This window comes from Clostridium sp. ZBS15 (genome assembly GCF_023845705.1).
In the GTDB taxonomy this organism is placed as follows: Bacteria; Bacillota; Clostridia; order Clostridiales; family Clostridiaceae; genus Clostridium; species Clostridium aquiflavi.
This window is the reverse complement of the sequence record NZ_JAMQHY010000031.1, coordinates 45,316-72,264: the sequence shown is the minus strand read 5'-3', so window position 1 is coordinate 72,264 and position 26,949 is coordinate 45,316. Positions and strand designations below refer to the sequence as shown.

Sequence of the window (26,949 nt, the reverse complement as noted above, 5' to 3'; positions counted from 1 at the left end):
TTTATGAAATTTTATGATTTAATGTGCAAAGCGGCACAAGATGTAGGGTTAGAATTATCAAAAGAGCAATATGAGAAATTTATAATATACAAAAATCTTCTTCAAGAATGGAATGAGAAAGTAAATTTAACAGCTATCACAGAAGATGAAGAGATAATAAAGAAACATTTTATAGATTCAATTAAGGCATTTAAGAGAGATGAATTTAAAAAGGCAAGTACTTTAATAGATGTAGGTACAGGAGCAGGTTTTCCAGGGCTACCAGTAGCTATTATGAATGAAAACATACAAGTTACTTTGTTAGATTCATTAAATAAGAGGGTTAATTTCTTGAATTTAGTAACAGAAAAATTAGGATTAAAAAATGTAGTTACTATTCATTCAAGAGCGGAGGATGGAGCTAGACAAAAAAATCTTAGAGAATCTTTTGATATAGCAACATCTAGAGCAGTTGCAAATATGAGTGTTTTATCAGAGTTTTGTTTACCATATGTTAAAATTAATGGTCACTTTATAGCTTTAAAAGGACCATCAGTGGAAGAAGAAATAAAGGATGCAGATAAGGCTATAGCTACGTTAGGAGGGCAACTACTAGATATATGTGAAGTTGAAATTGAAGATACTGAATTAAAACATAACTTAGTTATTGTTAAGAAGATAAAAGAGTGTCCTAAAGTATATCCACGAAAAGCAGGAAATGTTACTAAAAAGCCTATAAAATAGTGTGAATATAATTTTACAATTATTTACATAAGTTTCATTATTATAATAATTAATTTATATTTTATAGATTTATTCAGATATAGTTTGCATATTATTGGATAATATTAATAAATTTGTTTTATAAAACAATTAACAAATTAAAGGAAAAATGTAGCTATTATAGAATATAAATGATATGATTTTGGTATTGAAATTGTTATATTAACTTAATAGGGGATGGGTTTAGATACATGAATAATGAAATAATCAAGATAGATATAGATAAGATAGTTCCTAATCTATATCAACCACGTAAATATTTTAATGAAGAGGCAATTGAGGAATTGTCACAATCAATAAAACAACATGGTATTATACAACCAATAACAGTTAGAAAAATCGGTGAAACTTATGAACTTGTAGCAGGAGAGCGTAGATTAAGAGCTGCTAAAGTGGCTGAGTTGGATGTAGTTCCATGTAATATAGTAGATATAACTGATTCAGAATCAGCAGAAATAGCATTATTAGAGAATCTTCAAAGAGAAGATTTAAATTATATTGAAGAAGCAGAGGCTTATAGTAATTTACTTAATGATCATAATTTTACTCAAGAAGATTTAGCTAAAAGAATAGGAAAAAAACAATCTACTATTGCTAATAAGTTAAGATTATTAAAACTAGATCCTAAGGTAAGACAAATGTGTCTTGAAAATAAACTAACTGAACGACATTCTAGAGCTCTTTTAAGTTTACCTAATGCAGAACTTCAATTTAAAGTTGTTTCTAAGGTAGTAAAAGACGGACTTAATGTGAAGAATACAGAAGAATTAATTAATAAGGAATTGCTTAAACTAGCAGGAAAACAGTTAAACAAGAAAAGAACTAATATAAAAGCTACTTTACCAGCTAAATTGTATGTAAATACAATAAAACAAGTATTTAAGAAATTTAACATACCTGCTGAATATGATTGTACGGATTCAGATGAGTTTATTGAAGTAACAGTTAAAATTCCAAAGAATAATAAGTAATTGATTAGCTGAAATTATTACTTATTTATGACTTTTTAGTATTAATAGTATATAAACTAAGAAAAATTTTATTTTTTCAGGTTTATATACTATTTTTTTATTACATTATTCTTTTATTATTTATGGAATATATATATAATGTTAATATGGGAGAGGGGGTGTAGGCTCTTATAGGGCTTAATTATGAAAACAATTTGTGTTTTTAATCAAAAAGGTGGAGTTGGTAAGACAACTACGAATATAAATTTATGTGGTTATTTAGCTATGGCAGGACATAGAGTTTTAACAATCGATATTGATCCTCAAGGAAATACTACAAGTGGTCTTGGTCTTGATAAAAGAAATCTTAATGTATCAATGTATGATGTTTTAACAACAGATATACCTATAAAAGAGTCAATATTAAGAACTGATTTAGTTGAAAATTTATTTATAGCACCTTCTACTATGGAGCTTGCAGGAGCTGAAATAGAAGTTATAGGAAAAGAAAATAGAGAAAATATAATGAAAAACAAATTAAAAGAAATTGAATCAGAATACGATTATGTATTAATAGATTGTCCACCATCATTGGGATTACTAACTATAAATGCATTAACATGCTCAGATTCTGTTTTAATTCCTATTCAATGTGAATTCTATGCATTAGAAGGTGTAAGCCAATTAGTTAATACTATTCAATTAGTTAAAAAATCTTTAAATAAGAACTTGGAAATTGAAGGTGTAATCATGACTATGTATGATTACAGAACTAATCTTAGCAATGAAGTATTTAATGAAGTAAAAAAATACTTTAAAAGCAAAGTATATGAAACAACTATTCCAAGAAACATAAGACTTGCAGAAGCACCAAGTTTTGGATTGCCTATTATGTTATATGATGATAAGTGTAAGGGTGCAGAAGCTTATGTTAAATTAACCAAAGAATTTTTATCTAAACAGGAATAGGAGGAAATGAAAATGGTAAAAAAATTTGGACTAGGTAAGGGATTAGGTGCACTTATACCAGATGAAATAGATGAAAATGTTAAGCAAGAAGATATTCTTGATAACAGTAAATCAAATAATATGCTTATATCACTAAACAAAATACGAAGTGATAAGGAACAACCAAGAAAAGCATTTGATTCTGAAAAAATAGTAGAATTAGCTCAATCAATAAAACAACATGGTATAATTCAACCTTTAATAGTAAGACAAGTAAACAAAAGTGAATTTGTAATTGTAGCTGGTGAAAGAAGATGGAGAGCTGCTAAAATAGCAGGATTAAAAGAACTTCCTTGCATAACAATGGATATAAGTGATAAAGATATATTAGAAATATCTTTAATTGAAAATATTCAAAGAGAAGATTTAAATCCAATTGAAGAAGCACTAGCTTATAAAAAATTATTAGAGGATTTTAGAATAACACAATCTGAATTAAGTAATAGAATTGGAAAATCTAGAGTTACAATTGCAAATACAATGAGATTAATTAATTTAGATGAAAGAGTTCAACAATACTTAATTGAAGGAATTATCACAGAAGGACATGGTAGAACATTGCTTGCAATAGATAATAATGATTTACAGTATGAATTAGCTCAAAAGGTAATTGACAATAAATTATCTGTTAGAGAATTAGAGAGATTAATTAAAAATATAAATAGTGAAAAAGCAAATAAAGAATCATTAAAAGAATTAAATCCATATTATAAGGATGTACGTAATCAACTACAAAATTATTTTGGTACGAAGGTAAATATTCTAGATAAAAAAAATAAAGGAAAGATAGAAATAGAGTACTATTCTGAGGAAGATTTACAAAGAATTTTAGACATTATTAATATACAGTAAAATGTTTCACGTGAAACATTTAGTGAAAGGAATGACCTAGTTGGAAAAATTATTTGGGATAATTAATCAAATAACACCATATCTAATTATAGGTATGATAGTTATAATTGTTTTATTATTTATTTTAATTTTTGTATTAATTAATTCAATAAACAAATTAGAAAGTAAATACAGAAGATTAATGAGAGGCACAAATGGTAAGAACTTAGAAGAATTGCTGCTTGAAAAACTAGATAGTATTGATGACATTAGAGAAACAGCCGAAAATACTTTAAATGAATGCAGTAAGTTAGAAACAAAGATAAAGGATTGTGTTCAAAAAGTTGCCATTATGAGATATAAGGCTTTTGAAAATGTAGGTAGTGACTTAAGTTTTTCAATTGCTATGCTAGATGATAATAATGATGGAATATTATTAACTGGAATTTATGCACGAGAAGAAAGTACAACATATGCAAAACCAATTGATAAGGGAATATCAAGATATGATCTTTCAGAAGAAGAGCTTTATGTATTAAACGAAGCTGCTAATAAATATGAAAATAAAAAACATAAATAATCTATATTACTAAAAAGAGCTAGTTTGAAATATAATATATTTCAAAATAGCTCTTTTTATAGAAAAGTGAAAAGTATAAAATTACTGGATTTGAAAAACAATCCAATAAGTGATATGGAAATTTATTTGAAAGTTAAATTCAGTAAATTTTGAGTAGATTTGAGCTTATGTAATTACATAAGCTCAAAATAATAACTTTCAACTTTATATCTTGGTTTTCAACTTGAAATTTAGTAGTTACATTTTTAGCGTATAAAAATATAATATTAATTATAATTGTTAGGAAAAGATATTACATGATTGTTTGAAGTATAGTTATTAGTAGATTTTGTTTTTAAAGTAAAATGATATATAGCTTTTGAAATTATATCTGCAATCATTGTAACAGTATATAATCTAGTATTTTGTAAAACTAAAAAATCAAAATTACTAGAAATATTAACTATACCAGTTATAGAAATGTCTCCAACTGCTGGAAGGTCTTTATTTAAGGCTTTTCCAGGATAAAGAGGCTTTCTATCTATAAAAATTTTCCCAATATTATTTATTTTGCCTAAGCAAGAATCTATTGCAATAATAAAAGGATTATTAAACTTTATATTTATTTCATTTATTCTTTGAATTAAATTTTTTGAATGAATTGGATTTTTTAAATTTCCACATATATGAATGTTATCATAAGATAAAAATTCAAGTTTATATCCAATTAAAGGGCCTAAACAATCACCTGTTGATCTATCAGTTCCTATGCAGAGAAAAACAATATTTCTTTTTTCGTCTAATATTGGTTTCAACTCTGAAAATAAATAATCACATATTTTTATATATGAAGTAGAAACACTTGAATCTATAGAAAATGAATTTTTCATATAAAACCTCCCTTTAAAGAAATTATTTCCTTTAAAGGGAGGTTTTATTCAAAATTTATGCTTATAATAAAATTAAAATACATTTAAAAATAAGTAATCCTATTTTAGGCTCTGTTTTAAGACAATATTGATATATGCATAAGTAAAGGTGGAATAAGTAATTAAACTTAGGAANNAGGAATACTAAAAATGAGTATAATACCTTTACAATGCTACCTTTATATATATTTATCTTTGGCAATTTTATTTAAAATTTTCAATGTATAATCAATATCTTCAATAGAATTAAAATTACTAATACTAAGTCGCACTGTTCCGTCAGGATATGTACCAATTGTTTTATGTGCTAATGGAGCACAATGTAATCCAGTTCTAGTTTTAATGTTATTACATTCTAAATAATAACCTGTTTCTGAAGTATCTAAGTTATTTATGTTGATAGATACACAAGTTGTAGAATTATTACCAGTTGTATCTCCATAAACATTTAAGTCATTTATATTTAATAAACCTTGAAGCAGATGCTTTAATAAATAATTATTATGTTCATAAATATTATTGATACCAACTGAATTTATATATTTAATTCCTTCAGCTAATCCAACAATTCCAGGCATGTTTAGTGTACCAGATTCAAATTTATCAGGTAAAAATTCTGGCTGAGTTAACGAGTATGATGAACTGCCAGTGCCACCTTGAATAAAAGATTCACATGATTCATTTAATTTATTATCTAATATGAATCCGCCAATTCCTTGAGGACCAAACAAGCTTTTATGTCCTGTAAAACATATAGCATTTGCATTTATTTCTTTCATATTAAGATTAATCACTCCAGCACCTTGGGATGAATCTACAATAAAAAATATATTATTTTTTTTACAAATTTCCCCTACAGATTTTAAATCTTGAATTGAACCAGTTACATTTGAAGCTTGAGTAAGAATTATAAGTTTTGTATTAGATTTTATCTTATTTTCAATATCCATAGGATTTACAAAACCTCGTGTATTTGCATTTATTATATCAAGTTCTATATTTAACTTTTCTTTTGCATAAAATAGTGGTCTTATTACAGAATTATGTTCCATAGATGAGGTAATAACATGATCACCACATTTTAAAAGACCTTTGATAAGTGTATTTAAAGATGTAGTTACATTGTTAGTAAATATAACATTTTGTGAACTATTAAATCCAAAAAAATTACAAACAGTTTCTCTAGCTTCATAAAGCAATTTATTACTTTCTATTGAGTTTACGTAATTTCCTCTGCCTGAATTTCCACCCACGTTAATCATATAATTATACATCGCATCAACAACTTGTCTTGGCTTAGGAAAAGTCGTTGCTGAATTATCTAAATAGACTTCCATACTAAAATATCACCTCTAAAAAATAAATTTTAATAATCCCCATATAATAAATAGTATACTTAATATAAAAAGAAAATAATTTAAAACTTTTGATGTTTTGTTACAAAAATCATCTTTACACATTTTTATTCCTTTTATGCTTAATAAATTAAGAATAAAAAACCAAGTTAAGCTTCCGACTATCATTGCTAATAAAGCAAAAGTAAAATAAACTCGTCCATGTAATCTCCACACGCTTAAAATTGTACCACTTAAAGCAATCCATAATGATGGTGTAGTAGGATTTAAAAAAGTTATAAAAAAGCCAGCTAAAAAACTATTGGAAGAACGTGAATTAGATATATTTATTGATTTAGAATTTAAGTTATTATTACTTTTATTATTAGACATATTATTAAACAGCAATAAAACAAATCCTGAAATGATCCAAAATAATCCTTCAAACTTTCTATTGTTATTTAGCATGTTAAATAATCCTAAATTTATTATTATTATATATAAAAGATCTGCTGATACGGCGCCAAGTGATACTTTATATCCTTCTTTAAACCCATGAGAAATAGACCTATTAATAGCTTCTAATCCGGAAGGACCTAAAGGAATAGCAGATACAAATCCAGTCATAAAACCTATTAGTAATGGTTTAAAAATCATAAATAAGTATAACATTTTAATCTCCCTTTAATTTTAGTCATATATAATTATAATGTAATATGATAAATTAATCATTAAAATTAAGTACATAATTATAATTGGGTTTATTTTAGCAGAGCATTGATATATACATAAGTAGTGTGAAACAGAATTTTTAAAGTTTAATTACAATTTCATTATACGTATTATATATAAATACATATTTAAAATAGAGTCTTAGTATTAAGATAAATAATCAATATATATATTTATTATTTATTAAAATTAGATATAATATAATGTATAAATAATAGATGAATATAGGTAGGTGTAAAATGAATTATTATATAATAGTCTTTAAAAATACTTTTGATGCCATGGCTGCAGAAAAATATTTACAAGAAAGTAAATATGAATTTAAAATAATGCCGACTCCGACTTCTATAACTAAAAGTTGTGGAATATGCGTTAGAATTAATGATAAAGAAGTGATAAACGAAGTAATTAAAGATAATAAATTTGAATATAAAAGTATATATTTAAGAGATAATGGTGAATATGTTTCAATTGAATAAATTAAAAATTAGGAGTGCTTGAATTAATGGTTAATTATTTAATAAAATTTAATTGGAGTCAAGATGAGATAAGATTAGGTAACATATCAATAGGGTTAGATAATATTGAATTTTTAGTAAATAAATCATTAAGAATACTTAGTGTATTTATATTAATGTATATATCTATTAAAATAGGAAATTACTTAATTAAAAAGTTTGTTGAAAGACAAATAAAAAGCAATACAATGCTATCTCTAGACTCACAACGTGCAAAAACACTGGGAGAAGTGCTGAAGAGTGTTTTAAAATATTCAGTTTACTTTATAGGTATAACTTCTATAATATCTACTTTATTTAATGGATTGTCATTTACGTTTGCTAGTATGGGTGGATTAGCTGTTGGATTTGGTGCTCAAAGTTTGATTAAGGATTTAATAAATGGATTCTTTATATTATTTGAAGATCAATTTGGTGTTGGCGATCATATAACAGTAGGAAAATTTAGTGGAATAGTTGAAAGTATAGGAATTAGAACTACAATAATAAAAGACTTTACTGGAGATATTCATTCTATTCCAAATGGTTCAATTATTGAAGTGACTAATCATTCAAGAGGCAATATAAGATTTATAGTAGATGTTGATATTGCATATGAGGAAAATATAGATAATGCAATTTCTATAATAAAAGAAGTTTGTTCAAACTTTGAACAAGGTAATGAAGATATAGGAGAGCCTATAGAAGTATTAGGGGTAAATGCTTTAAACGCTTCAAGTGTAACAATTAGGGTAATTGGAAAAAGTAAACCTCTTAAGCAATGGGAAATGGAAAGAGAATTAAGAAAGTTAATAAAATTGAGATTGGATAAAGAGGGAATAGAAATACCATATCCTAAGACTCAATTAGTAAGTGCTAATATGGAAAAGGGGGACTTATAATGATAGAAACATTTGAACTTGGTGAAATAGTAAAAATGAAAAAACAGCACCCATGTGGTTCATATGAATTTGAAATTATTAGATTAGGAGCAGATATAAAAATAAAATGCACAGGATGCGGTAGAATAATAATGCTTCCTAGAAGTAAATTTCAAACAAGAGCAAAAAAGGTAATAAAAACTGAAGAATAGTATAAAAAGTAAAAAAAACTTGAATTAATGATTTTACACTGATATAATTAGAAAATGAAATCCCTGCTGTGTGAATAACACAGCCGTTAGTCCAAAGGAGGTGAAAATGATGAGAAAGTATGAAACTATATTTATACAACACCCATCATTCGATGAAGAAACTGTAAAAGCAAACATCGAAAAGTTTAAAGGTGTTATAGAAAATGGTGGAGGAACAATCGAAAATGTTGATTTTTGGGGTAAGAGAAAGCTTGCTTATGAAATCTCAAAGGTTAGCGATGGTTACTACACTTTAGTTAGCTTTAATGCTGGTCCTGAATTACCAAAAGAATTAGATAGAGTATTCAGAATTACTGATGGTATAATCAGACATATCATTGTTAAGGAAGAAGTTTAAGGTGGTGTTTTAAATGAACAAAGTAGTTTTAATCGGAAGATTGACGAAAGATCCAGAACTAAGATTTACTCCTGGCGCTGGAACAGCAGTAACTACCTTAACATTAGCAGTTGATAAGTATAATTCTAAATCTGGTCAAAAAGAAGCAGACTTTGTACCTGTAGTTGTATGGGGCAAACAAGCTGAAAGTACTGCGAATTACATGAGTAAGGGTAGCCAAATGGCTATAAGCGGTAGAATTCAAACCAGAAATTATGAAGCAAAAGATGGAACAAAGAGATATGTTACAGAAGTAGTTGCTACAGAAGTTCAGTTTTTAAGTAAATCAAATGCTTCAGGAAATGTTGGTGCTAATTATGGTAACAACACTGAATATTCATCATCAAATAATCCATTTGATGATATGAACTTTGAAGAAGACATAACTCCAGTAGATGATGGGGATATGCCATTCTAATTTAGGTAAGGAGGGAATAACATGAGCAGAGAAGATAATAGAAGATCTGGCGGAAGAGCTAGAAGATCTAAAAGAAAAGTTTGTGCTTTTTGTGTAGATAAAGCTGAGTCTATCGATTATAAAGATATAAACAAGTTAAGAAAGTATGTTACTGAAAGAGGTAAGATACTTCCAAGAAGAATTTCTGGAACTTGTGCTAAGCATCAAAGACAATTAACAGATGCTATTAAGAGAGCAAGAAACATAGCTTTATTACCATTCACAACTGAATAGTAATAAAATTACTCCCCTGAGAAATCAGGGGTTTTTTATTACACAGAAATCTTTAAGTTAAACGTATTTATACTTAATTATATAAATAAATGGAAAAATAATACAAATAAATATGTATATGCCTTGCATTAGTAAGTAAAAAAATTTAAAATAATTATACAGGGTTGGGAAATGTGAGGTGATTATAGATGAAAAAAGATGAATTAAATATAATGACTAGTGTTAAAATAATAGAAAATTTAAAAGCTCAATTATTATGTATTATAGGAGAATTTTTCAGATTATTAACAAAAGGTAGTAATGTTACTCGTAATTCCATATTAGATTGTATTTCAGGTGCAATTAGTATATTATATGTTCTCGCAGAAAAGTTAGGATATTCTTTTGCAGAGGTTGATCATGTTATGAAAGAAAACTTAGAATTAGGAATTAGAGCTGAAGATGAGGTTGAAAGAGATGGTAAAAGTCTAAGTAAGCTTAAGACCTATATCAATAATAGAAGAGATTAACAATAAATTTAGGAGGCTTTTTTATGAATAAAGTAACAACTATGAGGAGGTTACTTAAGCCGATTATATTAATTTTATTTTCATTAATTTTATATTATTTTAATTATCCGGGAATAGCATTAATAATTTTTTTAGTTTACTTAGTGGATAATTTTTATCAATTAAATTATTATTGGAAAAAAGACAATGATATTGATGAATTTATAGAAAAACTTAATAAGGGTATAGAGAGTAATATATTTCAGTTTGTACATCCTCTAGCTTTAATTAGAAGAAATGGTGATATTGTATGGAGCAATTCTATATTTACTGAATTGAAATCTAAGGAAGAGTCATTAAACAAAAATATTTTAAGTATAGCTAGAGGTATAAATTTAGGACGCATATTAAGTGATAAGGAAACCTTACATCAAAGATTAAAGATAAAGGGTAAATTATATGATACTTATGCAACTAAAATTAATATAGAAGATAATGAAGAACTATATTTAGTGTATTTTAATGATGTAACTGAAATAATAGGTTATGAAACTACAAAAGAAAGTGTTATGTTAATTGAAGTTGATAATTTCACAGAAGCACTAGAAACAACTGAAGAAAGTAATAGACCTTTATTAGTTGCAGAAATAGAAAGAACAATAAATGCATATGCTAATAATTTAAAAGCAATGATAAGAAAATATGATACTAACAAATATGTTCTATCTATTCAAGATAATTTTATAAAAAAACAGATTGATGAGAAATTTAAAATATTAGATGAGATTTCTAAGATAGATAAAGGAAATAAAATTGAAGTTACACTAAGTATTGGTATTGGCAGAGGGGGAATATCTCCAGCAGAAAATGCTAAATATGCTAATACTGCAAAAGAATTAGCTTTAGGTAGAGGCGGAGATCAAACCGTTGTTAAAAGTAACGATGAAATAAAGTTCTTTGGTGGAAATACTAAAGAAATAGAAAAAAGAACTAGGGTTAGAGCTAGAGTTGTAGCACATGCTTTGAATGAATTAATTTTTGTAAGTAGTAATGTTTATATTATAGGACATAAGAATCCTGATATGGATTGCTTTGGAGCAGCTATGGGTTTAGCAAGTGTTATTAAGCAATTAGGTAAATCGTGTAAGATTGTATTACAAAATGATACAAATGCGATAGAATATTATTTAGATAACCTAATGAAAGATCCTAAATATGATGATTTATTTATATCCACAGAAAAAGCAAAAAATGATTTAGATGATGATTCATTACTTATAGTAGTAGATGTTCACAATAAAAGCTACGTGTCTGATTTGGAACTAGTAATGAATGCTAAGAGAAAGGTTATTATAGATCACCATAGAAGAAGTCCTGATATGATTGAGGGAGATATATTAAATTATATAGAAGTATATGCATCATCAACTTCAGAGATGGTTACGGAAATGATTCAATATATGATTGATAAGCCTAAGTTAGCTAGAACTGAAGCAGAAGGATTACTCGCAGGAATATTTATGGATACTAAAGGTTTCTTATTTAAGACTGGAGTAAGAACATTTGAAGCAGCATCATTCTTAAGAAAATCAGGAGCAGATACTATAGAAATCAAAAAAATATTTAGTGATGACTTAGAAAATTATTTACTTATTGCAGAAGCAATAAAATCTGCAGAAGTAAATGACAATATAGCTATTGCAATATGCCCTAAAAATGTGGATACTGTAATTGTAGCCAAATCTGCTGATGAACTATTAAATATATCTGGCATAAATGTATCTTTTGTTTTAGCACAAATAAATAACGATATATATATAAGTGGAAGATCAGCTGGGGATGTAAATGTTCAAATAGTTCTAGAAACCCTAGGGGGCGGAGGACACATGAATATTGCAGGTGCAAAAGTATCAGACGCTAAAATTGAAGACGTCGTTTATGATTTAAAAGAAGCAATAAAAAAATATTTAAAGGTGGGAGATTAACTATGAAAGTTATTTTATTACAAGATGTTAAAAAGATAGGTAAAAAAGGTGAAGTTATAGAGGCTTCAGATGGTTATGCAAGAAACTTTTTATTTCCTAGGAAATTAGCTCAAGAAGCTACTGATTCAAATATGCATATCTTAAATAACAAAAAAGAAAATGAAAGAAAGAAAAAATTAGCTGAAATAGAAGCAGCACAAAAATTAGCTGGAGAGCTAAAGGGAAAAGAAATAACAATAAAAACTAAAATAGGTGAAAGTGGAAAATTATTTGGTGCTATTACTAGTAAAGATGTGGCTGCATTAATAAAAACTCAATATAATGTTGAAATAGATAAAAAGAAAATAGTAATGGATACAATAAAATTATCAGGAAATTATGATATAGAAGTTAAATTATATCCTGAAGTTAGTACAAAAATGAAGATAAATATAATTCCACAATAATAAGGAGGATTTGTTTTGAAATCAAATGAAGAAACAAACTTATTAAATAGTATAATGAGTGGGAATTTATCAATAGAAGCTCAAATAGATGCTTTATTTAATGTAACAAAAAATATTTTAGATAAAGGTGCATTTAGATCTAGAGTTGTTAGATTTAAATTAGATAGATATGTAAAATCACAAGATAATTGTGATAGAATGTTTGCTTTAAAAACTATACTATCTGAGGGCGAAAAAAAAGGAATTCCTAAAGAAGAGGACTTGGAACAAGAAGTAAAAATAATTATAGAACTGATTGTAGATGAGATTGCCAAAAAATATGTTCAAAACAAAATAGAAATGAAGGTTGAACAGGCAATAATGGAGAAACAAGAAAAGTATATTGATGAAGTAAAATTATCTGTAATTAAAAAGCAAAAAGGTATTGAAAATAATAATACTATGAGTAAATTAAATAATTTAATTTCTTTAGATGAAAAAGTAACTAGTAAAAATATCATGAGCTTTTTAAGACCAGATAGTTTTGATGAAGTAGTAGGTCAAGAACGTGCTATAAAGTCATTAATATCTAAATTGTCTTCTCCATATCCTCAACATATTATATTATACGGACCACCTGGGGTTGGTAAAACAACTGCAGCAAGACTTGCTTTAAAAGAAGCAAAAAAATTAAATTTTACTCCATTTGATGATGAATCAAAATTTGTTGAGGTGGATGGAACTACTTTAAGATGGGATCCAAGAGAAATAACTAATCCTTTATTAGGATCAGTACATGATCCTATATACCAAGGAAGTAAAAGGTATCTATCAGAGGCAGGAGTTCCTGAACCAAAGCCAGGACTAGTTACTGAAGCACATGGAGGAGTATTATTTATAGATGAGATAGGAGAATTAGATCATATATTACAAAATAAACTTTTAAAAGTTTTAGAGGATAAAAGAGTAGAATTTTCATCTTCATATTATGATCCAGATGATGAATCAACTCCTAAATATATAAAATATTTATTTGATAATGGAGCACCAGCTGATTTCGTATTAATAGGTGCTACTACTAAAAGTCCAAGTGAAATAAATCCAGCATTAAGATCTAGAGCTACTGAGGTTTATTTTGAACCATTATCTTCTGATGATATAGAGCTTATAGTTAAAAAAGCTGCTGAAAAATTAAATGTTACTTTAGAAGAAGGTGTTGCTAAGAAAATTAGTAATTATACTTTTGAAGGTAGAAAAGCAGTAAATATATTAACAGATGCTTATGGATATGCATTATACATAGAAAAGCAAAGCAAAGATAATGTTGAAATAAAGCTAGAATATTTAGATGAAGTATTGTCTGTTGGAAGACATGTTCCTTTTGAAATATTTGATAATACTGAGGAATATGAAATCGGACATATTTATGGTTTAGGAGTAAGTGGATTTTTAGGTTCAACTATTGAAATTGAAGCCAATGTTTTTGAGGCTAAAAAGAAAGGTGCTGGAGTAGTAAGATTTAATGAAACAGCAGGTTCCATGGCTAAAGATTCTGTATTCAATGCAGCTTCAGTTATAAGAGCCATAACTGATAAAGATATAAAAGATTATGATATACATGTTAATGTTATAGGTGGTGGAAAAATTGATGGTCCATCAGCTGGGGTTGCAATTACATTATGCATAATAAGTGCATTATTAAAGAAACCTATAAAGCAAGATATAGCAGTAACAGGTGAAATATCTTTAAGAGGAAAAATAAAACCTGTAGGCGGAATATTTGAAAAAATATATGGTGCTAGAAGAAAAGGAATTAAGAGAGTTTTAGTTCCAAAAGATAATGAAAAAGAAATTCCAATGGGTCTTAAAGATATAGAAGTTAAATCAGTAAGTACTATAAAAGAAATTATGGATATTGTTTTTGAATAATGAAATAGGCTTCCTTGAACTAGGAAGCTTATTTTAAATTAAAGTTTAGACTGTGTTTTATTAAATTCAAAAAGGGAGGACTGTTTTTGGAATCACAAGTTATGAGAACTTTACCTCAGAGTATAGAAGCTGAACAATCGGTAATAGGATCTATGATTATAGATAAATCTGCTATTGCTAAAGTCTTAGAAAGCTTAGAAGAAGAAGATTTCTATAGAGATGGTCATAAAGTAATATTTAGAGCTATATTAGATATGTTTAGAAAAGATATGGGTGTAGATTTAATTACTTTATTAGAAAACTTAAAAAGTACGGAAATGCTTGAAAGAGCAGGTGGAGTAACTTATATAACAGAAATAAGTGCATCAGTTCCTACTACAGCAAATTTATCTTCTTATATAAAAATAGTAGAAGAAAAATCGGTTTTAAGAAAACTTATAAAGGCTTCAACATCAATAATAGAATCCAGCTATAATAATCAAGGCGAAGTTGAAAATGTATTAGATGGAGCTGAAAAAAGAATATTTGATATAGCTGAAAAGAAAACATCAAAGGATTTTGAACCGTTAAGTGATGTTTTAGAAAGAGGTTTTCTTGAAATAGAAAGACTTTTTAATAATAGAGGTGAAATTACAGGGGTAGGCTCTGGTTTTGCAGATTTAGATTCTAAAACATCAGGATTTCAAAAAGGTGATATGATTCTTATTGCTGCTAGACCATCTATGGGGAAAACTACATTTGCATTAAATATAGCAGAACATGCAGCGTTAAGAGAAGGAAAAAGCGTAGTTGTATTTTCTTTAGAAATGTCAAAAGAACAATTAGCATATAAATTACTTTGTTCTGAAGCAAATGTTGATATGTTAAGACTTAGAACAGGTGAGTTAGATGATAAGGATTGGGAGAATATAGCTAGAGCTACAGGTCCATTATCTAAAGCAAAAGTTTATATAGATGATACAGCAGGGGTTTCCGTTATGGAAATGAGATCTAAATGTAGAAGATTAAAAATGGAATATGGAATAGATTTAATAGTTATAGACTATTTACAACTTATGTCTGGAAGTACTAGTAGTGATAATAGACAACAAGAAGTATCAGAAATATCAAGATCGATAAAAGCGCTGGCAAAGGAAATGGAATGCCCAGTTATAGCATTATCGCAATTATCGCGTGCTCCAGAACAAAGAGCAGACCATAGACCAATGTTATCGGATTTAAGAGAATCTGGTTCTATAGAACAAGATGCTGATATTGTTATGTTCTTATATAGAGATGAGTATTATGACAAAGAAACTGAAGATAAGAATATTGCTGAATGCATAATAGCAAAGCAAAGAAATGGTCCAGTAGGAACAGCTAAACTTGCATGGCTTGGTCAATTCAGTAAATTTGGAAATTTAGATGTTATTCATAAAGAATAAAATATTTACATTACTATTTTTAAGTCAATATTTAAGAATAATAATATACCAGGTAAGATATATTACTTAGTGAAAAACTGAGAATGAGCGTGTTTAGTTTAAATTTTAAGACAATACTAATAATCAAGAAAAAATTCTTATTTGGAATTTTAAAATATACATTTTAAAGTCTTTGATTTTAAATTAAAACTCTCAACTCTCAATTTAGCAATTTTATTTTTAAATACATCTAATTTTTTTTACTTTAGGAATATTAATTTTAATTTCTTTTTTTTCTTTGAAAAGAGAGATTTCTTCTACATTAATATCTTCTAAATAATAAATTCTTCTAAAATTATAATTTACATCATTATATTCATAAAATTCGAAAATTAAAAAATTATTCTTATAGAAGATTTCTAAAAAATAATTCCTATTAGAGGAAAATAATATATCTATATAATAAAAATTATAAGTTTCCTTTAAGTTAATCTTAGGAATTTTTGAGTCTAAGGTTTTTTTATCTAAAAAGTAATTTATAAAATCTTCTTTATTTAATAAAGAGTTATAACAAAGCATAGAATCATTGTTCATAGATATTAACCTCCCTTCTAATGTCATTATTAGTTTATGAAATAGAAGAGTAGCTATACTATGATTATAGTGGAGAAAATTTTAAAAATAGGCTATGTTTTAAGAATGTGTTGATATATGCATAAGTAGGTGTACAGAGTAATTGAATTTAAAAATGTTATTTTAAAACATGCATTTAAAATGTAATAAAAATAAAAAAATGGGGGCTTAAATTATGGATAGAAAAATTGGTTTTATAGGTTGTGGAAATATGGGAAGTTCTATGGTTGGAGGATTAATTAATTCAGGATCTTTTGAATCTAAGAACATATTTGTTTCTACAAAAACAGAAAGTTCAGCAAGCAATATGAAAGATAAATTCAACATCAATGCTAGCATTAATAATAAAGATGTAGTCAAAAATTCTAATATAATTATTTTATCTGTTAAACCATATATGTTTAAAGATGTAATTAATGAAATTAAGGATTATTTAACTGAAGATAAATTAATAATTAGTGTAGCAGCTGGGATTACAATTGAAAATTTAGAAGAGTTAATAAGTAAGAAGCATAAGATAATTAGAAGTATGCCTAATACTCCAGCCTTAGTTGGAGAAGCAATGTCTGCAATATGTCCAAATGCAAATGTATCTAAAGAAGATATGGAAGTATGTAAAAAGATATTTGAAAGCTTTGGAGAATGTGTTGAAATATCAGAAAAAGATTTTCATGCATTTATTGCTTTATGTGGATCGTCACCAGCATACATATTTATGTTTATAGAAGCTATGGCAGATGGTGCAGTAAAGTTGGGAATACCTAGAAATAAAGCTTATAAGATGGCAGCACAAAGTGTATTGGGTTCTGCAAAAATGGTTTTAGATACAGGAAAACATCCAGGAGAATTAAAAGATGCAGTTTGTTCACCTGGTGGAACTACAATTGATGCTGTAGTTGAATTAGAAAAGTTAGGTTTTAGAAGCAGTGTTATAGAAGCTATGGATAAATGCGCAGAGAAGTCTAAAAATATGTAGTGTATCTAAAATAGATTATGTTTTAAGAGAGTATTTATATATGCATAATCGAAGTGGACTGAGTAATTGAACTTAAGAGTTCTATTGCATATATAAATACACATTAAAAATATAATTATAAAATTTAAAAAATAAATATAGTTTTTCTTTTAATTAATCATAAAAAATAAAAAAATTATATTGCTCCCTCTGTTTTGTGGACAAAAATTTAAACTTTTTTTGGGGATAACTTTTTTAATTATGAATTGTGGATAAATTTCAAAAAAATTTTATGTGGATAAGTATTTTGAAAATTTGTGTGAATAATTTTTAAAAATATAAATAAAAGCATCGTAAATTCATAAGAACTATTACGATGCTTTTCGTTTTAGATTGTATTTAAATAATATTTTAGTTAAATTAAGTATTGTTATATTTGTGCAGCTCCGCTTTCAATTGCAGCTTTTTTCACAGCATCTGCAACAATAGTTTGAACTTCTAAATTAAATGCTTTAGGAATTATAAATTCAGCACTTAACTCTTCATTGGAAACAGAATTAGCTATTGCATAAGCAGCAGCAACTTTCATTTCTTCATTTATTTCTGATGCTCTTACATCTAATGCACCTCTAAATATGCCAGGGAAAGCTAATACGTTATTTATTTGATTAGGATAATCTGAACGTCCAGTGCCCATTACAGCAATTCCAGCTTCTTTTGCATCTTCAGGGAATATTTCTGGAGTTGGATTTGCCATAGCAAATATTATTCCATTTTCATTCATAGTCTTAACCATTTCTTTTGATACTATATTAGGAGCAGACACACCTATAAATACATCAGCATTTTTTATTGCATCTTTTAAGTTACCACTCTCATTATTAGGATTAGTTATTTGAGCTAATTCCTCCATATATGAATTATTAGAATCCTTACCTTTTGTAATTATTCCATTTATATCACACATAACAACATTTTTAACTCCTGAAGATATTAACAATTTACATATAGCAGTTCCAGCAGAGCCAGCACCATTTATAACTACTTTAATATCATCTAGACTTTTATTTACTATTTTCAAAGCATTAATCATACCAGCAAGAACAACAATAGCAGTTCCATGTTGATCGTCATGAAAAACTGGTATATTTAATTTTTCTTTTAATTTCTTTTCTATTTCAAAACATCTAGGAGCTGAAATATCTTCTAGATTAATTCCACCTAAAGTTGGAGCTATATTACAAATAGTAGAAACTATTTCATCAACTTCTTTAGTATCTAAAACTATAGGAAATGCATCAACATTTGCAAATTCCTTAAATAAAACACTTTTACCTTCCATAACGGGTAATGCTGCAAGTGGTCCAATATCACCAAGTCCTAACACTGCTGTACCATCTGATATAACAGCAACAGAATTCCACTTTCTAGTATACTCATATGCTTTATCAGGATTTTTATGTATTTCTCTACAAGGCTCAGCTACTCCAGGGGTATAGGCTAGGCTTAAGTCTTTAGAATTTTTTACTTCACAAGTTGATTTAATTTCTATTTTACCTCTTTTTTCTTTGTGGAACTTTAAAGATTCTTCATAAATATTCATACCAACACTCCTCAATAGTTTTTATAAAATTTAACGGTATAATTCTAATGATAATTCAATTATACGAATTATTATTAAAAAAATCAAAAAAATATTCGATGCCTAGTTGACCATATGATTTGACTTTGCTAATATTTAAAAGGAGAGTTATTTAAAAATTAAATAAACATCCAAATATTTTTACATAAAAGCTATTAAAGCTTGTATTTAAGGAGGCAAACGAATGTCAGCATTTATTGTTTTAGGAGCCCAATGGGGAGATGAAGGAAAAGGAAAGATGACAGATTATCTAGCAGAAGAAGCTGAGGTTGTTGTTAGATTTCAAGGAGGTAATAATGCTGGTCATACTGTAGAAGTTGGAGATAAGCAATATAAATTGCACTTAATTCCATCAGGAATACTATATGATGATAAATTAAATGTTATTGGAAATGGAGTAGTAGTAGATCCTAAAGCTCTATTTGAAGAAATAAATTATTTAGAAGGTGTAGGAGTTAAAGTTACACCAGAAAAATTAATCATAAGTGATAGAGCACAACTTATAATGCCATATCATAAAACACTAGATGTTTTAAAAGAAAAAGCAAGAGGTAAAAATGATATAGGAACTACAGGAAAGGGCATAGGTCCATGTTACACAGATAAGTTTGAAAGATGTGGAATAAGAGTTTGCGATCTTATGCATGAAGATGTTTTTAAAGAAAAATTAGAAGAAAATATAAGAATGAAAAATGACTATATTACTAAGGTATTAGGTGGAGAACCTTTAAACTTTAGTGAAATATTAAATGAATATTTAGAATTTGCAAAGAAATTAAGACCTTTTGTTCAAGATACTTCAGTTAATGTTTATAACAATATTAAAGAAAACAAAACTGTACTATTTGAAGGTGCGCAAGGAATGCTTTTAGATATAGATTATGGAACATATCCTTATGTTACATCATCTAACACAACAGCTGGTGGTGTATGTAGTGGTATAGGTATTGGACCTAACATGGTAACTAATGCAGTAGGAATAACAAAAGCATACACTACAAGAGTTGGTAAAGGACCATTCCCTACAGAATTAGTTGATGAAACTGGAGATTGGATAAGAGAAAAGGGTCATGAATATGGAGTAACAACAGGAAGATCAAGAAGATGTGGTTGGTTAGACTTAGTTATAGTTAAAACTGCTGCAAGAGTAAGTGGATTGACTTCATTAGCTGTTACTAAGATAGATACACTAGCAGGATTAGAAAAATTAAAAGTATGTGTAGGATATAAATTTGATGGTAAAGTTATAGATTACTTCCCAGCAAGTTTAGAAGATCTAGCTAAATGTGAACCAGTATATGAAGAATTTGATGGTTGGGATGATAGTGTAGCAGAAGCTAGAACATATGAGGAACTACCTGAAAATGCTAAGAAATACTTAAATAGAATAGCTGAATTTACAGATACTAAGATTTCTATAATAGGTGTTGGACCAAAGAGAGAACAAACTATAAGAATAGATAGTATATAATATTAAGTTTTCATGTTATTGACTTTACTTTTAGTATAAAATATAATTCATAGTAGATAATATTTGTATGAATTGAGTTTTATGAATAAGAAGGTGAAAAATATGATAACAAAGGACATGACAATTGGTGAAGTAGTTAAAAATGATTCATCTAAGGCTGAAGTTTTAATGAGCTTTGGTATGGGATGTGTCGGATGTCCATCAGCTCAAGCTGAAACAATAGAAGAAGCTGCTATGGTACATGGAATTAATTTAGATGAATTAATAGAAGCATTAAATAAATAATACTTAAAAAGAAGAGGCTGTTGCAAAAATGCAATGGTCTTTTTGCTATTAAATTATGATTTACAAAAATTTAAACTGTGCTGTATAAAAAACATTATATATAGGAAGAATTTGCAGTATAATAGATATTATGTATATAAAGGAGGGGGGAAATATTACACAGTAAATAGGGATTATTTTTACTTTAGTAATATTATAATTATGGGTAAGATTTTTAGTAAAGAATATGAAGTTAATTATTATGATGTAGATTCAAATTTAAAATGTAAGCTATCATCTATTATTAACTATATATGTGATGTAGGTAGTAGACAGTCTGAATTAATAGGCGGAGGAATGGAATACTGTACAACGAATAATTGTTCGTGGGTGTTTTATAAGTATGATATAAAAATGTACAGATATCCTAAGTTTGGAGAAACTATAAGTTTAACAACACAAGCTATAGGTTTTAAAAAATTCTATGGATTAAGAAAATATTCTATTAAAGATTCAGATGGTATTTTAATAGGAGAGGCATTAGCACTATTCTTTTTAATAAATATTGAAAAGAGAAGACCTATGAGAATACAAAAAGAACAATATGAATTTTATGGGGTAGATGGTGATTTAGATCATGATGTATCAATGGAAGATATAGAAAAGGTTGAAGAAGAACAATTTACTAAAGAGTTTCAAATCAGATATAGCGATATAGACTCTAATAAGCATGTAAATAACGTAAAATATATAGAATGGGCCATTGAAGCAGTTCCACTTGAAACAGTAAAAGAATATGAATTAAATAGAATTAAAGTGCTATTTGCTAAAGAAACTACTTATGGAAAAACAATTTCGTCAACAGCGACTTTAAGACAAATAGATGAAAATAATTTAAAGACCTATCATAAAATAAAAAATGATGAGGGAACTGAAATAACATTCTTGGAAGCAGATTGGATAAAAAAATAATATTAATGATAATAAAGCCATATCAAAGTATAAACATTAAACTCTACTTTGATATGGCTTTATGTTTTTAAAACACTAAAATTTATTTTTCAGCAGCAGATTTACCCGCTAAACATCCTGAGCTCCAAGCCCATTGTAGATTAAATCCTCCACAATCACCATGGACATCAATTATTTCACCACAGAAATAAAGATCTTTTACTATTTTGGATTCTAAGGTATTATCGTCTATTTCTTTAGTATTAACTCCACCAAGTGTTACTTGAGCGTTAGAGAATCCATTAGTACCAGTGCATTTAAATTCCCAGTTTTTTAATCTAGAAATCAATATGCTTAAATACTTCCAATCTAATTCAGAACAACAAGAATGAATATCTTTAATACCAACGTCTTTTAAAAGAGTAGATATCATTTTTTTATTTATCACACCTATTAGGCAAGATGAAATTTCTCTATAGTTAAAAATTGAAAAATGACTGTATATAAAATTCTCTATTTCTTCTTTTGTTTCATTAGGGAACATATCAACACTAATTTTTACATCTTTGTTCTTATAAAGTGCTTTTGAAGCATATGAAGATAATTGTAAAATTGGTGGACCTGATATTCCGTAGTCATTAAATAGTACTTCACCTTTTTCTGTTCTAATTACTTCACCATCAACTAGAATACTTACTTCACCATCAAATTTAATTCCTGATAATGCTTTCAAATAAGGGTAGTCTAATTTAAGCTGAACAATGCCAGGAAGAGGTTCTACTATATTATGACCTAGTATTTTGCTAAGTTTAAATCCAGAGCCATCAGAGCCTGTTTTAGGGGCAGATTTACCACCACAGCTTAAAATTAATTTTCTAGAGCTAAATTCTTTAAATTCTTCATTATTTGTATTAATGGTGAATTTCTTTGATTTTCTTATATCTGTAACTTTGCAATTGGTGTATAGAGGAATATTTTTATCATCTAAACACATTCTCAATATATCAACTACTGAAGATGCCTGAAGTGATTTTGGAAACATCTTACCATTTTCAAGTTCTACAATAGGTAAACCTAATGATAAAAATAAATTTTTTGTATCTTCAATTGTAAATTTATTTAATGTTTTAGTAAAAAAATTATTATTTTCGCTATGAAAATTAACAAATGGAGAACAGATATTATTATTAGATATATTACATCTACCATTTCCAGTGGTAAGAATTTTTTTACCTATTCTATCAGTTGCTTCTATTATAGCGACATCTTTTCCTAAATCCTTAGCCATTATTGCAGCAATTAATCCTGAAGCTCCACCGCCAACAACTATTAAATCATGATGAATCATATATGTTAATCTCCTTATATTTAAATGAATTATAAAGTAATACTTATATAAGTGTTTTCTAAATTACTTAAATAAATTCTAACATAGTAATATAAATCTTAAAAGCAAGGAATAATAAACTTAAAACAAAGCCAAAATATTTATAAGAAGTGGTGATTTTAGCTATGAAAGCAAAAGTTATTAATAAAGAACTAGAAGACTATGATTCAGTTTTTCAAATTAGAAGAATGAATTTTGATCAAGCTGTAATAAATTATCCTACAGGAAGTGGTTTAAAAACATTTCAAATAGAAGATATAGAATTAATTCCTGAAAACAAGGTTGATGAATTTTTAATAAGCAATAAGCAATTTTTAAAAATTAAACTGACAAAAGGAATATCTGTATTCTTTTATATGGCATTATTGGAGTCCCTGGAAGATGAAATAAATGAAAAAGTAATAGAATTAAATGTATTAAAAGATAAATATAAGATAAATAGAAGGGGTATATGGGATAAAGAAATATTAATATTTGTAAATAATAAGTTCCCTATAGAAGTATTATCTTCAGGACAAAACTTCAAAAAAGAAGGGTATAGCATAAATATCAATAAAGTTTCTGAAGAAAACTTTTTAAATATTTGTTTTAATGAAATCAATAAAATTGAAAAAGAAATACAAGATAGAAATAGGATGTTATCTGGGTTTGGGAAGGCTATTAATGAGATAAAAGGAAGTTATAATAATGAGCAAAAATTGTTGATTTAGCACTAAATAAAAATATAATAATAAAAAAAATTAAAAAATGTGTTGACACATAATATAAAATTATGTATTATAGTCTATGTGGTCGGGAACACGGTCACGAAAAATAAAAAACCAAGGCTCCTTGGTCAAGCGGTTAAGACACCACCCTTTCACGGTGGTAACAGGGGTTCGATTCCCCTAGGAGTCACCATTTTCTATCTTATGGGCGCATAGCTCAGCTGGGAGAGCATCTGCCTTACAAGCAGAGGGTCACAGGTTCGAGCCCTGTTGTGCCCACCATAAGATGGCTCAGTAGCTCAGTTGGTTAGAGTGCCGGCCTGTCACGCCGGAGGTCGAGGGTTCGAGCCCCTTCTGAGTCGCCAATTAAATTAGCTGGCATGGCTCAACGGTAGAGCAGCTGACTTGTAATCAGCAGGTTGTAGGTTCGATTCCTATTGCCAGCTCCATTTAAAAATATTTTTGAAAAATTAATATGGCTCCTTGGTCAAGCGGTTAAGACACCACCCTTTCACGGTGGTAACAGGGGTTCGATTCCCCTAGGAGTCACCATTTTTTATCCTTATGGGCGCATAGCTCAGCTGGGAGAGCATCTGCCTTACAAGCAGAGGGTCACAGGTTCGAGCCCTGTTGTGCCCACCATAAAACATAAAAAATAATATGGCTCAGTAGCTCAGTTGGTTAGAGTGCCGGCCTGTCACGCCGGAGGTCGAGGGTTCGAGCCCCTTCTGAGTCGCCAACAAAACTCTAGTAAAACTAGAGTTTTTTGTTTTTAACGTCAATAACTACTTTTATATATATAAATAGCTTCTAAAATTATTAGAAGCTATTTTTTTATCTATTTTTTTGTAGGTTTTTCTTAATTCTTATATCTTCTGAATAGAACTTACAAAGTTTAAAATCACCAAGTAATCTAGAAGCAATTCTTTCTGTATATTGCTTTGTTATACCTGGTAATGTTAAATTAGTAGAAATAAGCATTTTCTTTTTAGTTAATATTCTTTTATTAATAATATTAAATAATTCTGTTATAGAAAATTCATTTAAATGTTCTGCACCTAAATCATCAATTATTAGTAAATCACAATTTAAAAGTAGTGCCTCTAAATTGGCATTATTATTAAATCTTATTTCACTTAGATTTTTAATTAATTCATCAGATGTTTTATATATAACTAGATAACCTTTATCTAATATTGCTTTAGATAAGCAATATGATAAATAAGTTTTTCCACTACCGGGATTACCATAGAATAATAAATTTATATTTTGAGATGAAAAGTTCGGAATATAATCATTTAAAACATATTCTAATATATTTTCAATATTTTTTCTTGGAGAATACTTTTCATCACCTAATCTATGGGTAGAAAATAGATTTAAATCAAAATTATTAAAATTATTTTCTTTTATAGTATTTTCTAATTCGGAATCTTTGTAGTGTAATCTAATTAATTTTTGTTTGTAACAAGTACATTTACTTGCACCTATAAATCCAGTATCTTTACATTTGCTACATGTATACTTTAAATTTAAATATTCAGGATCATAACCATTTGCTACGAGCATTTCACATTTTCTTACTCTTAAGTCTGTAATTTTTTCTTTATATTGTGTTAATGTTTTTTCACTGTCATCAGCTTTTATGATTTCTAAAGACATTCTTAAAGACATTCTTTGTATTTCATTATCCAACTCTAAAATTTCAGGGCATATATTAGATACTTCTAGCCTTCTTAATTTTAGATTTTTGGCTTCATTTTCTCTAATATTCTCATATGTTTTTAAGATTTCTGCTTGATATCCATTAATCATTATTATCCCATCCTAGTAATTTTTTTTCTAAAGAGTCATAATCATATTCTCTTGCTTCAAAGTTATTAAACTTAAGAGGTGGCTTTTCAGAAGAATAGTTAGTTTTTTTATAATTTTTATTTTTAGGGGTTTTATCTTTAAGTGCTATATCCTCTAATGTTTTTATATTATTCTTATACCAGTTAGATAATATACCATCGATATATTTAAAGTCTGCCCTATTTAACCTTTCAAAACATATATCACAGGCTTTAAATATAATCTCTGTAGGAAATTTATAAACTAAAAGCCATTTTTCTATAATATCTTGTTGAGGTTTCATAATTTCAGTATTTTTTATACCAAGATAATTTAGTATTTTTCTTATGTTTAACCATTTATCTTCTGTTTTCTTTATTAAATTTTGAGCCTGATCAATGGTTCTTATTTTTAAATCATGCCAAGATAAAGCAACCTTTTCTATATATCTTGCATCAGACTTTCCTTTAGATATACAATATTCTATTAATATTAAAATTAGTTCTGAAGAAAAACCTAATTCCCTTTGCCAATTTAAATAAATTGACATTTCTTTAGGGGATAGTGGTCTTGCAAGTAACTTTTCTATATGTTTTAACATATCTTTTGTATTATTTTCATCAAGTGCATTAAGTAAATCAACTTGTTTTGAATCATCTAAATTTTCTTCTGATAAATTTAAGAATTCTATATTAAAATTTCCCATGTTATCAATAGGAGTAAATTTTATTACACCTTCATCATTCCAATAATTAAAGGCATTCATAATATCAGATTCTAATAAATTAAGAGAGGATGCTAGTATTGATGAGCTGACTCCTAATTCGTTACAAGTATTATACTTTAGCATTAATAAATAAACTTTTATAAATTCTCCTCTAGCTTTAGGCATATACTTTTCGATAAAAATATTACTTATAGGAGTAAATGTTGGTACCTTATTTTTTAGCATAAAAGTGCTCATACTTATCACTACCTACCTTTCATAATAAAGTCTTTGTAAATTATTATAACAAACCAATATTATAACCACAATGAATACAGAAAACAACTA

At 27.6% G+C, this 26,949-nt stretch carries 29 protein-coding genes and 7 tRNA genes; 28 read left to right on the top strand and 8 right to left on the bottom strand.

Annotated elements, in window-relative coordinates:
- Positions 1-3 precede the first annotated feature (3 nt).
- From rsmG to NG904_RS09360, 5 genes are all read left to right on the top strand, one after another.
- Positions 4-723: a 16S rRNA (guanine(527)-N(7))-methyltransferase RsmG gene (gene rsmG / locus NG904_RS09380; protein ID WP_252231285.1), complete on the top strand. Its 720-nt coding sequence runs from the start codon at positions 4-6 to the stop codon at positions 721-723.
- 230 nt (positions 724-953) lie between these two features.
- Positions 954-1,733: a nucleoid occlusion protein gene (gene noc / locus NG904_RS09375; RefSeq protein WP_252216567.1), complete on the top strand. Its 780-nt coding sequence runs from the start codon at positions 954-956 to the stop codon at positions 1,731-1,733.
- Positions 1,734-1,916: 183 nt separating this feature from the next.
- Positions 1,917-2,681 carry a ParA family protein gene (locus NG904_RS09370; protein WP_286673978.1) on the top strand — a complete coding sequence of 255 codons (765 nt, stop codon included), beginning with the start codon at positions 1,917-1,919 and terminating at the stop codon, positions 2,679-2,681.
- A 12-nt stretch (positions 2,682-2,693) separates the two neighbouring features.
- Positions 2,694-3,572 (top strand): ParB/RepB/Spo0J family partition protein, encoded by an 879-nt coding sequence (locus NG904_RS09365; protein ID WP_252231283.1) that lies wholly within the window; start codon positions 2,694-2,696, stop codon positions 3,570-3,572.
- Between the two features lie 40 nt (positions 3,573-3,612).
- Positions 3,613-4,131 carry a DUF4446 family protein gene (locus NG904_RS09360; RefSeq protein ID WP_252216552.1) on the top strand — a complete coding sequence of 173 codons (519 nt, stop codon included), beginning with the start codon at positions 3,613-3,615 and terminating at the stop codon, positions 4,129-4,131.
- A 266-nt stretch (positions 4,132-4,397) separates the two neighbouring features.
- Here NG904_RS09360 and yyaC read toward each other — a convergent pair whose 3' ends face one another.
- From yyaC to NG904_RS09345, 3 genes are all read right to left on the bottom strand, one after another.
- Positions 4,398-5,000, bottom strand: coding sequence for a spore protease YyaC (gene yyaC / locus NG904_RS09355; protein WP_252231281.1), 603 nt, complete (start codon positions 4,998-5,000; stop codon positions 4,398-4,400).
- A gap of 218 nt (positions 5,001-5,218) precedes the next feature.
- Positions 5,219-6,376, bottom strand: coding sequence for an aminotransferase class V-fold PLP-dependent enzyme (locus NG904_RS09350; protein WP_252231279.1), 1,158 nt, complete (start codon positions 6,374-6,376; stop codon positions 5,219-5,221).
- Between the two features lie 15 nt (positions 6,377-6,391).
- A complete protein-coding gene (locus NG904_RS09345; protein ID WP_252216542.1) occupies positions 6,392-7,045 on the bottom strand; it encodes a LysE family transporter in 654 nt (217 codons plus the stop codon).
- A gap of 299 nt (positions 7,046-7,344) precedes the next feature.
- Between NG904_RS09345 and NG904_RS09340 the strand changes: the two genes are divergently transcribed.
- From NG904_RS09340 to NG904_RS09290, 11 genes are all read left to right on the top strand, one after another.
- Complete coding sequence (locus tag NG904_RS09340) at positions 7,345-7,584, top strand: putative Se/S carrier protein (protein WP_252231277.1); 240 nt, start codon at positions 7,345-7,347, stop codon at positions 7,582-7,584.
- Positions 7,585-7,610: 26 nt separating this feature from the next.
- Positions 7,611-8,504, top strand: a complete 894-nt coding sequence (locus NG904_RS09335) for a mechanosensitive ion channel family protein (protein ID WP_252231275.1) — start codon at positions 7,611-7,613, stop codon at positions 8,502-8,504.
- Entirely contained in the window at positions 8,504-8,695 is a 192-nt protein-coding gene (locus NG904_RS09330; protein WP_252231273.1) for a DUF951 domain-containing protein, read from the top strand. Before NG904_RS09335 ends, NG904_RS09330 begins: the two co-directional genes overlap by 1 nt.
- A 109-nt stretch (positions 8,696-8,804) precedes the next feature.
- Complete coding sequence (gene rpsF, locus NG904_RS09325; RefSeq protein ID WP_252216633.1) at positions 8,805-9,092, top strand: 30S ribosomal protein S6; 288 nt, start codon at positions 8,805-8,807, stop codon at positions 9,090-9,092.
- Positions 9,093-9,105: 13 nt separating this feature from the next.
- A complete protein-coding gene (locus tag NG904_RS09320; protein WP_252231271.1) occupies positions 9,106-9,549 on the top strand; it encodes a single-stranded DNA-binding protein in 444 nt (147 codons plus the stop codon).
- A gap of 21 nt (positions 9,550-9,570) precedes the next feature.
- Positions 9,571-9,822: a 30S ribosomal protein S18 gene (gene rpsR, locus NG904_RS09315; RefSeq protein ID WP_252216530.1), complete on the top strand. Its 252-nt coding sequence runs from the start codon at positions 9,571-9,573 to the stop codon at positions 9,820-9,822.
- 188 nt (positions 9,823-10,010) lie between these two features.
- Positions 10,011-10,331: a MazG-like family protein gene (locus tag NG904_RS09310; protein WP_069680984.1), complete on the top strand. Its 321-nt coding sequence runs from the start codon at positions 10,011-10,013 to the stop codon at positions 10,329-10,331.
- A gap of 23 nt (positions 10,332-10,354) precedes the next feature.
- Complete coding sequence (locus NG904_RS09305; RefSeq protein WP_252231269.1) at positions 10,355-12,295, top strand: DHH family phosphoesterase; 1,941 nt, start codon at positions 10,355-10,357, stop codon at positions 12,293-12,295.
- A gap of 2 nt (positions 12,296-12,297) precedes the next feature.
- A complete protein-coding gene (rplI, locus tag NG904_RS09300) occupies positions 12,298-12,741 on the top strand; it encodes a 50S ribosomal protein L9 (RefSeq protein ID WP_252216528.1) in 444 nt (147 codons plus the stop codon).
- 15 nt (positions 12,742-12,756) lie between these two features.
- On the top strand, positions 12,757-14,649 hold the full coding sequence (gene lonC / locus NG904_RS09295) for a Lon family ATP-dependent protease (RefSeq protein ID WP_252231267.1): 1,893 nt from the start codon (positions 12,757-12,759) through the stop codon (positions 14,647-14,649).
- A gap of 86 nt (positions 14,650-14,735) precedes the next feature.
- Positions 14,736-16,073 (top strand): replicative DNA helicase, encoded by a 1,338-nt coding sequence (locus tag NG904_RS09290; RefSeq protein WP_252216523.1) that lies wholly within the window; start codon positions 14,736-14,738, stop codon positions 16,071-16,073.
- Positions 16,074-16,292: 219 nt separating this feature from the next.
- Here NG904_RS09290 and NG904_RS09285 read toward each other — a convergent pair whose 3' ends face one another.
- The gene (locus NG904_RS09285) at positions 16,293-16,646 is read right to left on the bottom strand and encodes a protein phosphatase (RefSeq protein WP_252231265.1); all 354 of its coding nucleotides are present in this window, start codon (positions 16,644-16,646) and stop codon (positions 16,293-16,295) included.
- A 214-nt stretch (positions 16,647-16,860) separates the two neighbouring features.
- On the opposite strand from NG904_RS09285, the gene proC reads away from it, so the two are divergent.
- Positions 16,861-17,661, top strand: coding sequence for a pyrroline-5-carboxylate reductase (gene proC / locus NG904_RS09280; protein ID WP_252231263.1), 801 nt, complete (start codon positions 16,861-16,863; stop codon positions 17,659-17,661).
- 409 nt (positions 17,662-18,070) lie between these two features.
- On the opposite strand, the gene NG904_RS09275 is transcribed toward proC, so the two are convergent.
- The gene (locus NG904_RS09275; protein ID WP_252231261.1) at positions 18,071-19,243 is read right to left on the bottom strand and encodes an NAD(P)-dependent malic enzyme; all 1,173 of its coding nucleotides are present in this window, start codon (positions 19,241-19,243) and stop codon (positions 18,071-18,073) included.
- A gap of 223 nt (positions 19,244-19,466) precedes the next feature.
- Here NG904_RS09275 and NG904_RS09270 point away from each other — a divergent pair, with 223 nt between their 5' ends.
- The 3 genes from NG904_RS09270 to NG904_RS09260 all read left to right on the top strand — a co-directional run bounded on the left by NG904_RS09270 (position 19,467) and on the right by NG904_RS09260 (position 21,989).
- Positions 19,467-20,753 (top strand): adenylosuccinate synthase, encoded by a 1,287-nt coding sequence (locus tag NG904_RS09270; RefSeq protein WP_252231259.1) that lies wholly within the window; start codon positions 19,467-19,469, stop codon positions 20,751-20,753.
- A gap of 102 nt (positions 20,754-20,855) precedes the next feature.
- Positions 20,856-21,038, top strand: a complete 183-nt coding sequence (locus NG904_RS09265) for a DUF1858 domain-containing protein (protein ID WP_003371961.1) — start codon at positions 20,856-20,858, stop codon at positions 21,036-21,038.
- Positions 21,039-21,239: 201 nt separating this feature from the next.
- Positions 21,240-21,989 (top strand): acyl-[acyl-carrier-protein] thioesterase, encoded by a 750-nt coding sequence (locus tag NG904_RS09260; RefSeq protein ID WP_252231257.1) that lies wholly within the window; start codon positions 21,240-21,242, stop codon positions 21,987-21,989.
- A gap of 82 nt (positions 21,990-22,071) precedes the next feature.
- Here the strand turns inward: NG904_RS09260 and NG904_RS09255 are convergent, their stop codons facing one another.
- Complete coding sequence (locus tag NG904_RS09255) at positions 22,072-23,316, bottom strand: BaiN/RdsA family NAD(P)/FAD-dependent oxidoreductase (protein ID WP_252231255.1); 1,245 nt, start codon at positions 23,314-23,316, stop codon at positions 22,072-22,074.
- Positions 23,317-23,480: 164 nt separating this feature from the next.
- Between NG904_RS09255 and NG904_RS09250 the strand changes: the two genes are divergently transcribed.
- The 8 genes from NG904_RS09250 to NG904_RS09215 all read left to right on the top strand — a co-directional run bounded on the left by NG904_RS09250 (position 23,481) and on the right by NG904_RS09215 (position 24,801).
- On the top strand, positions 23,481-24,065 hold the full coding sequence (locus tag NG904_RS09250; RefSeq protein WP_252216499.1) for a hypothetical protein: 585 nt from the start codon (positions 23,481-23,483) through the stop codon (positions 24,063-24,065).
- Positions 24,066-24,180: 115 nt separating this feature from the next.
- A tRNA-Glu gene (locus tag NG904_RS09245) sits at positions 24,181-24,255 on the top strand.
- A gap of 13 nt (positions 24,256-24,268) precedes the next feature.
- Positions 24,269-24,344 (top strand) — tRNA-Val (locus NG904_RS09240).
- Between the two features lie 6 nt (positions 24,345-24,350).
- Positions 24,351-24,427 (top strand) — tRNA-Asp (locus NG904_RS09235).
- A 9-nt stretch (positions 24,428-24,436) separates the two neighbouring features.
- A tRNA-Thr gene (locus NG904_RS09230) sits at positions 24,437-24,511 on the top strand.
- 28 nt (positions 24,512-24,539) lie between these two features.
- Positions 24,540-24,614, top strand: a tRNA-Glu gene (locus NG904_RS09225).
- 14 nt (positions 24,615-24,628) lie between these two features.
- A tRNA-Val gene (locus tag NG904_RS09220) sits at positions 24,629-24,704 on the top strand.
- A gap of 20 nt (positions 24,705-24,724) precedes the next feature.
- Positions 24,725-24,801 (top strand) — tRNA-Asp (locus NG904_RS09215).
- A 95-nt stretch (positions 24,802-24,896) separates the two neighbouring features.
- On the opposite strand, the gene NG904_RS09210 is transcribed toward NG904_RS09215, so the two are convergent.
- Both NG904_RS09210 and NG904_RS09205 read right to left on the bottom strand, forming a co-directional pair.
- A complete protein-coding gene (locus NG904_RS09210) occupies positions 24,897-25,877 on the bottom strand; it encodes an ATP-binding protein (protein ID WP_252231253.1) in 981 nt (326 codons plus the stop codon).
- Positions 25,870-26,859, bottom strand: a complete 990-nt coding sequence (locus NG904_RS09205) for a DnaD domain protein (protein ID WP_252216406.1) — start codon at positions 26,857-26,859, stop codon at positions 25,870-25,872. Before NG904_RS09205 ends, NG904_RS09210 begins: the two co-directional genes overlap by 8 nt.
- Between the last annotated feature and the right edge of the window lie 90 nt (positions 26,860-26,949).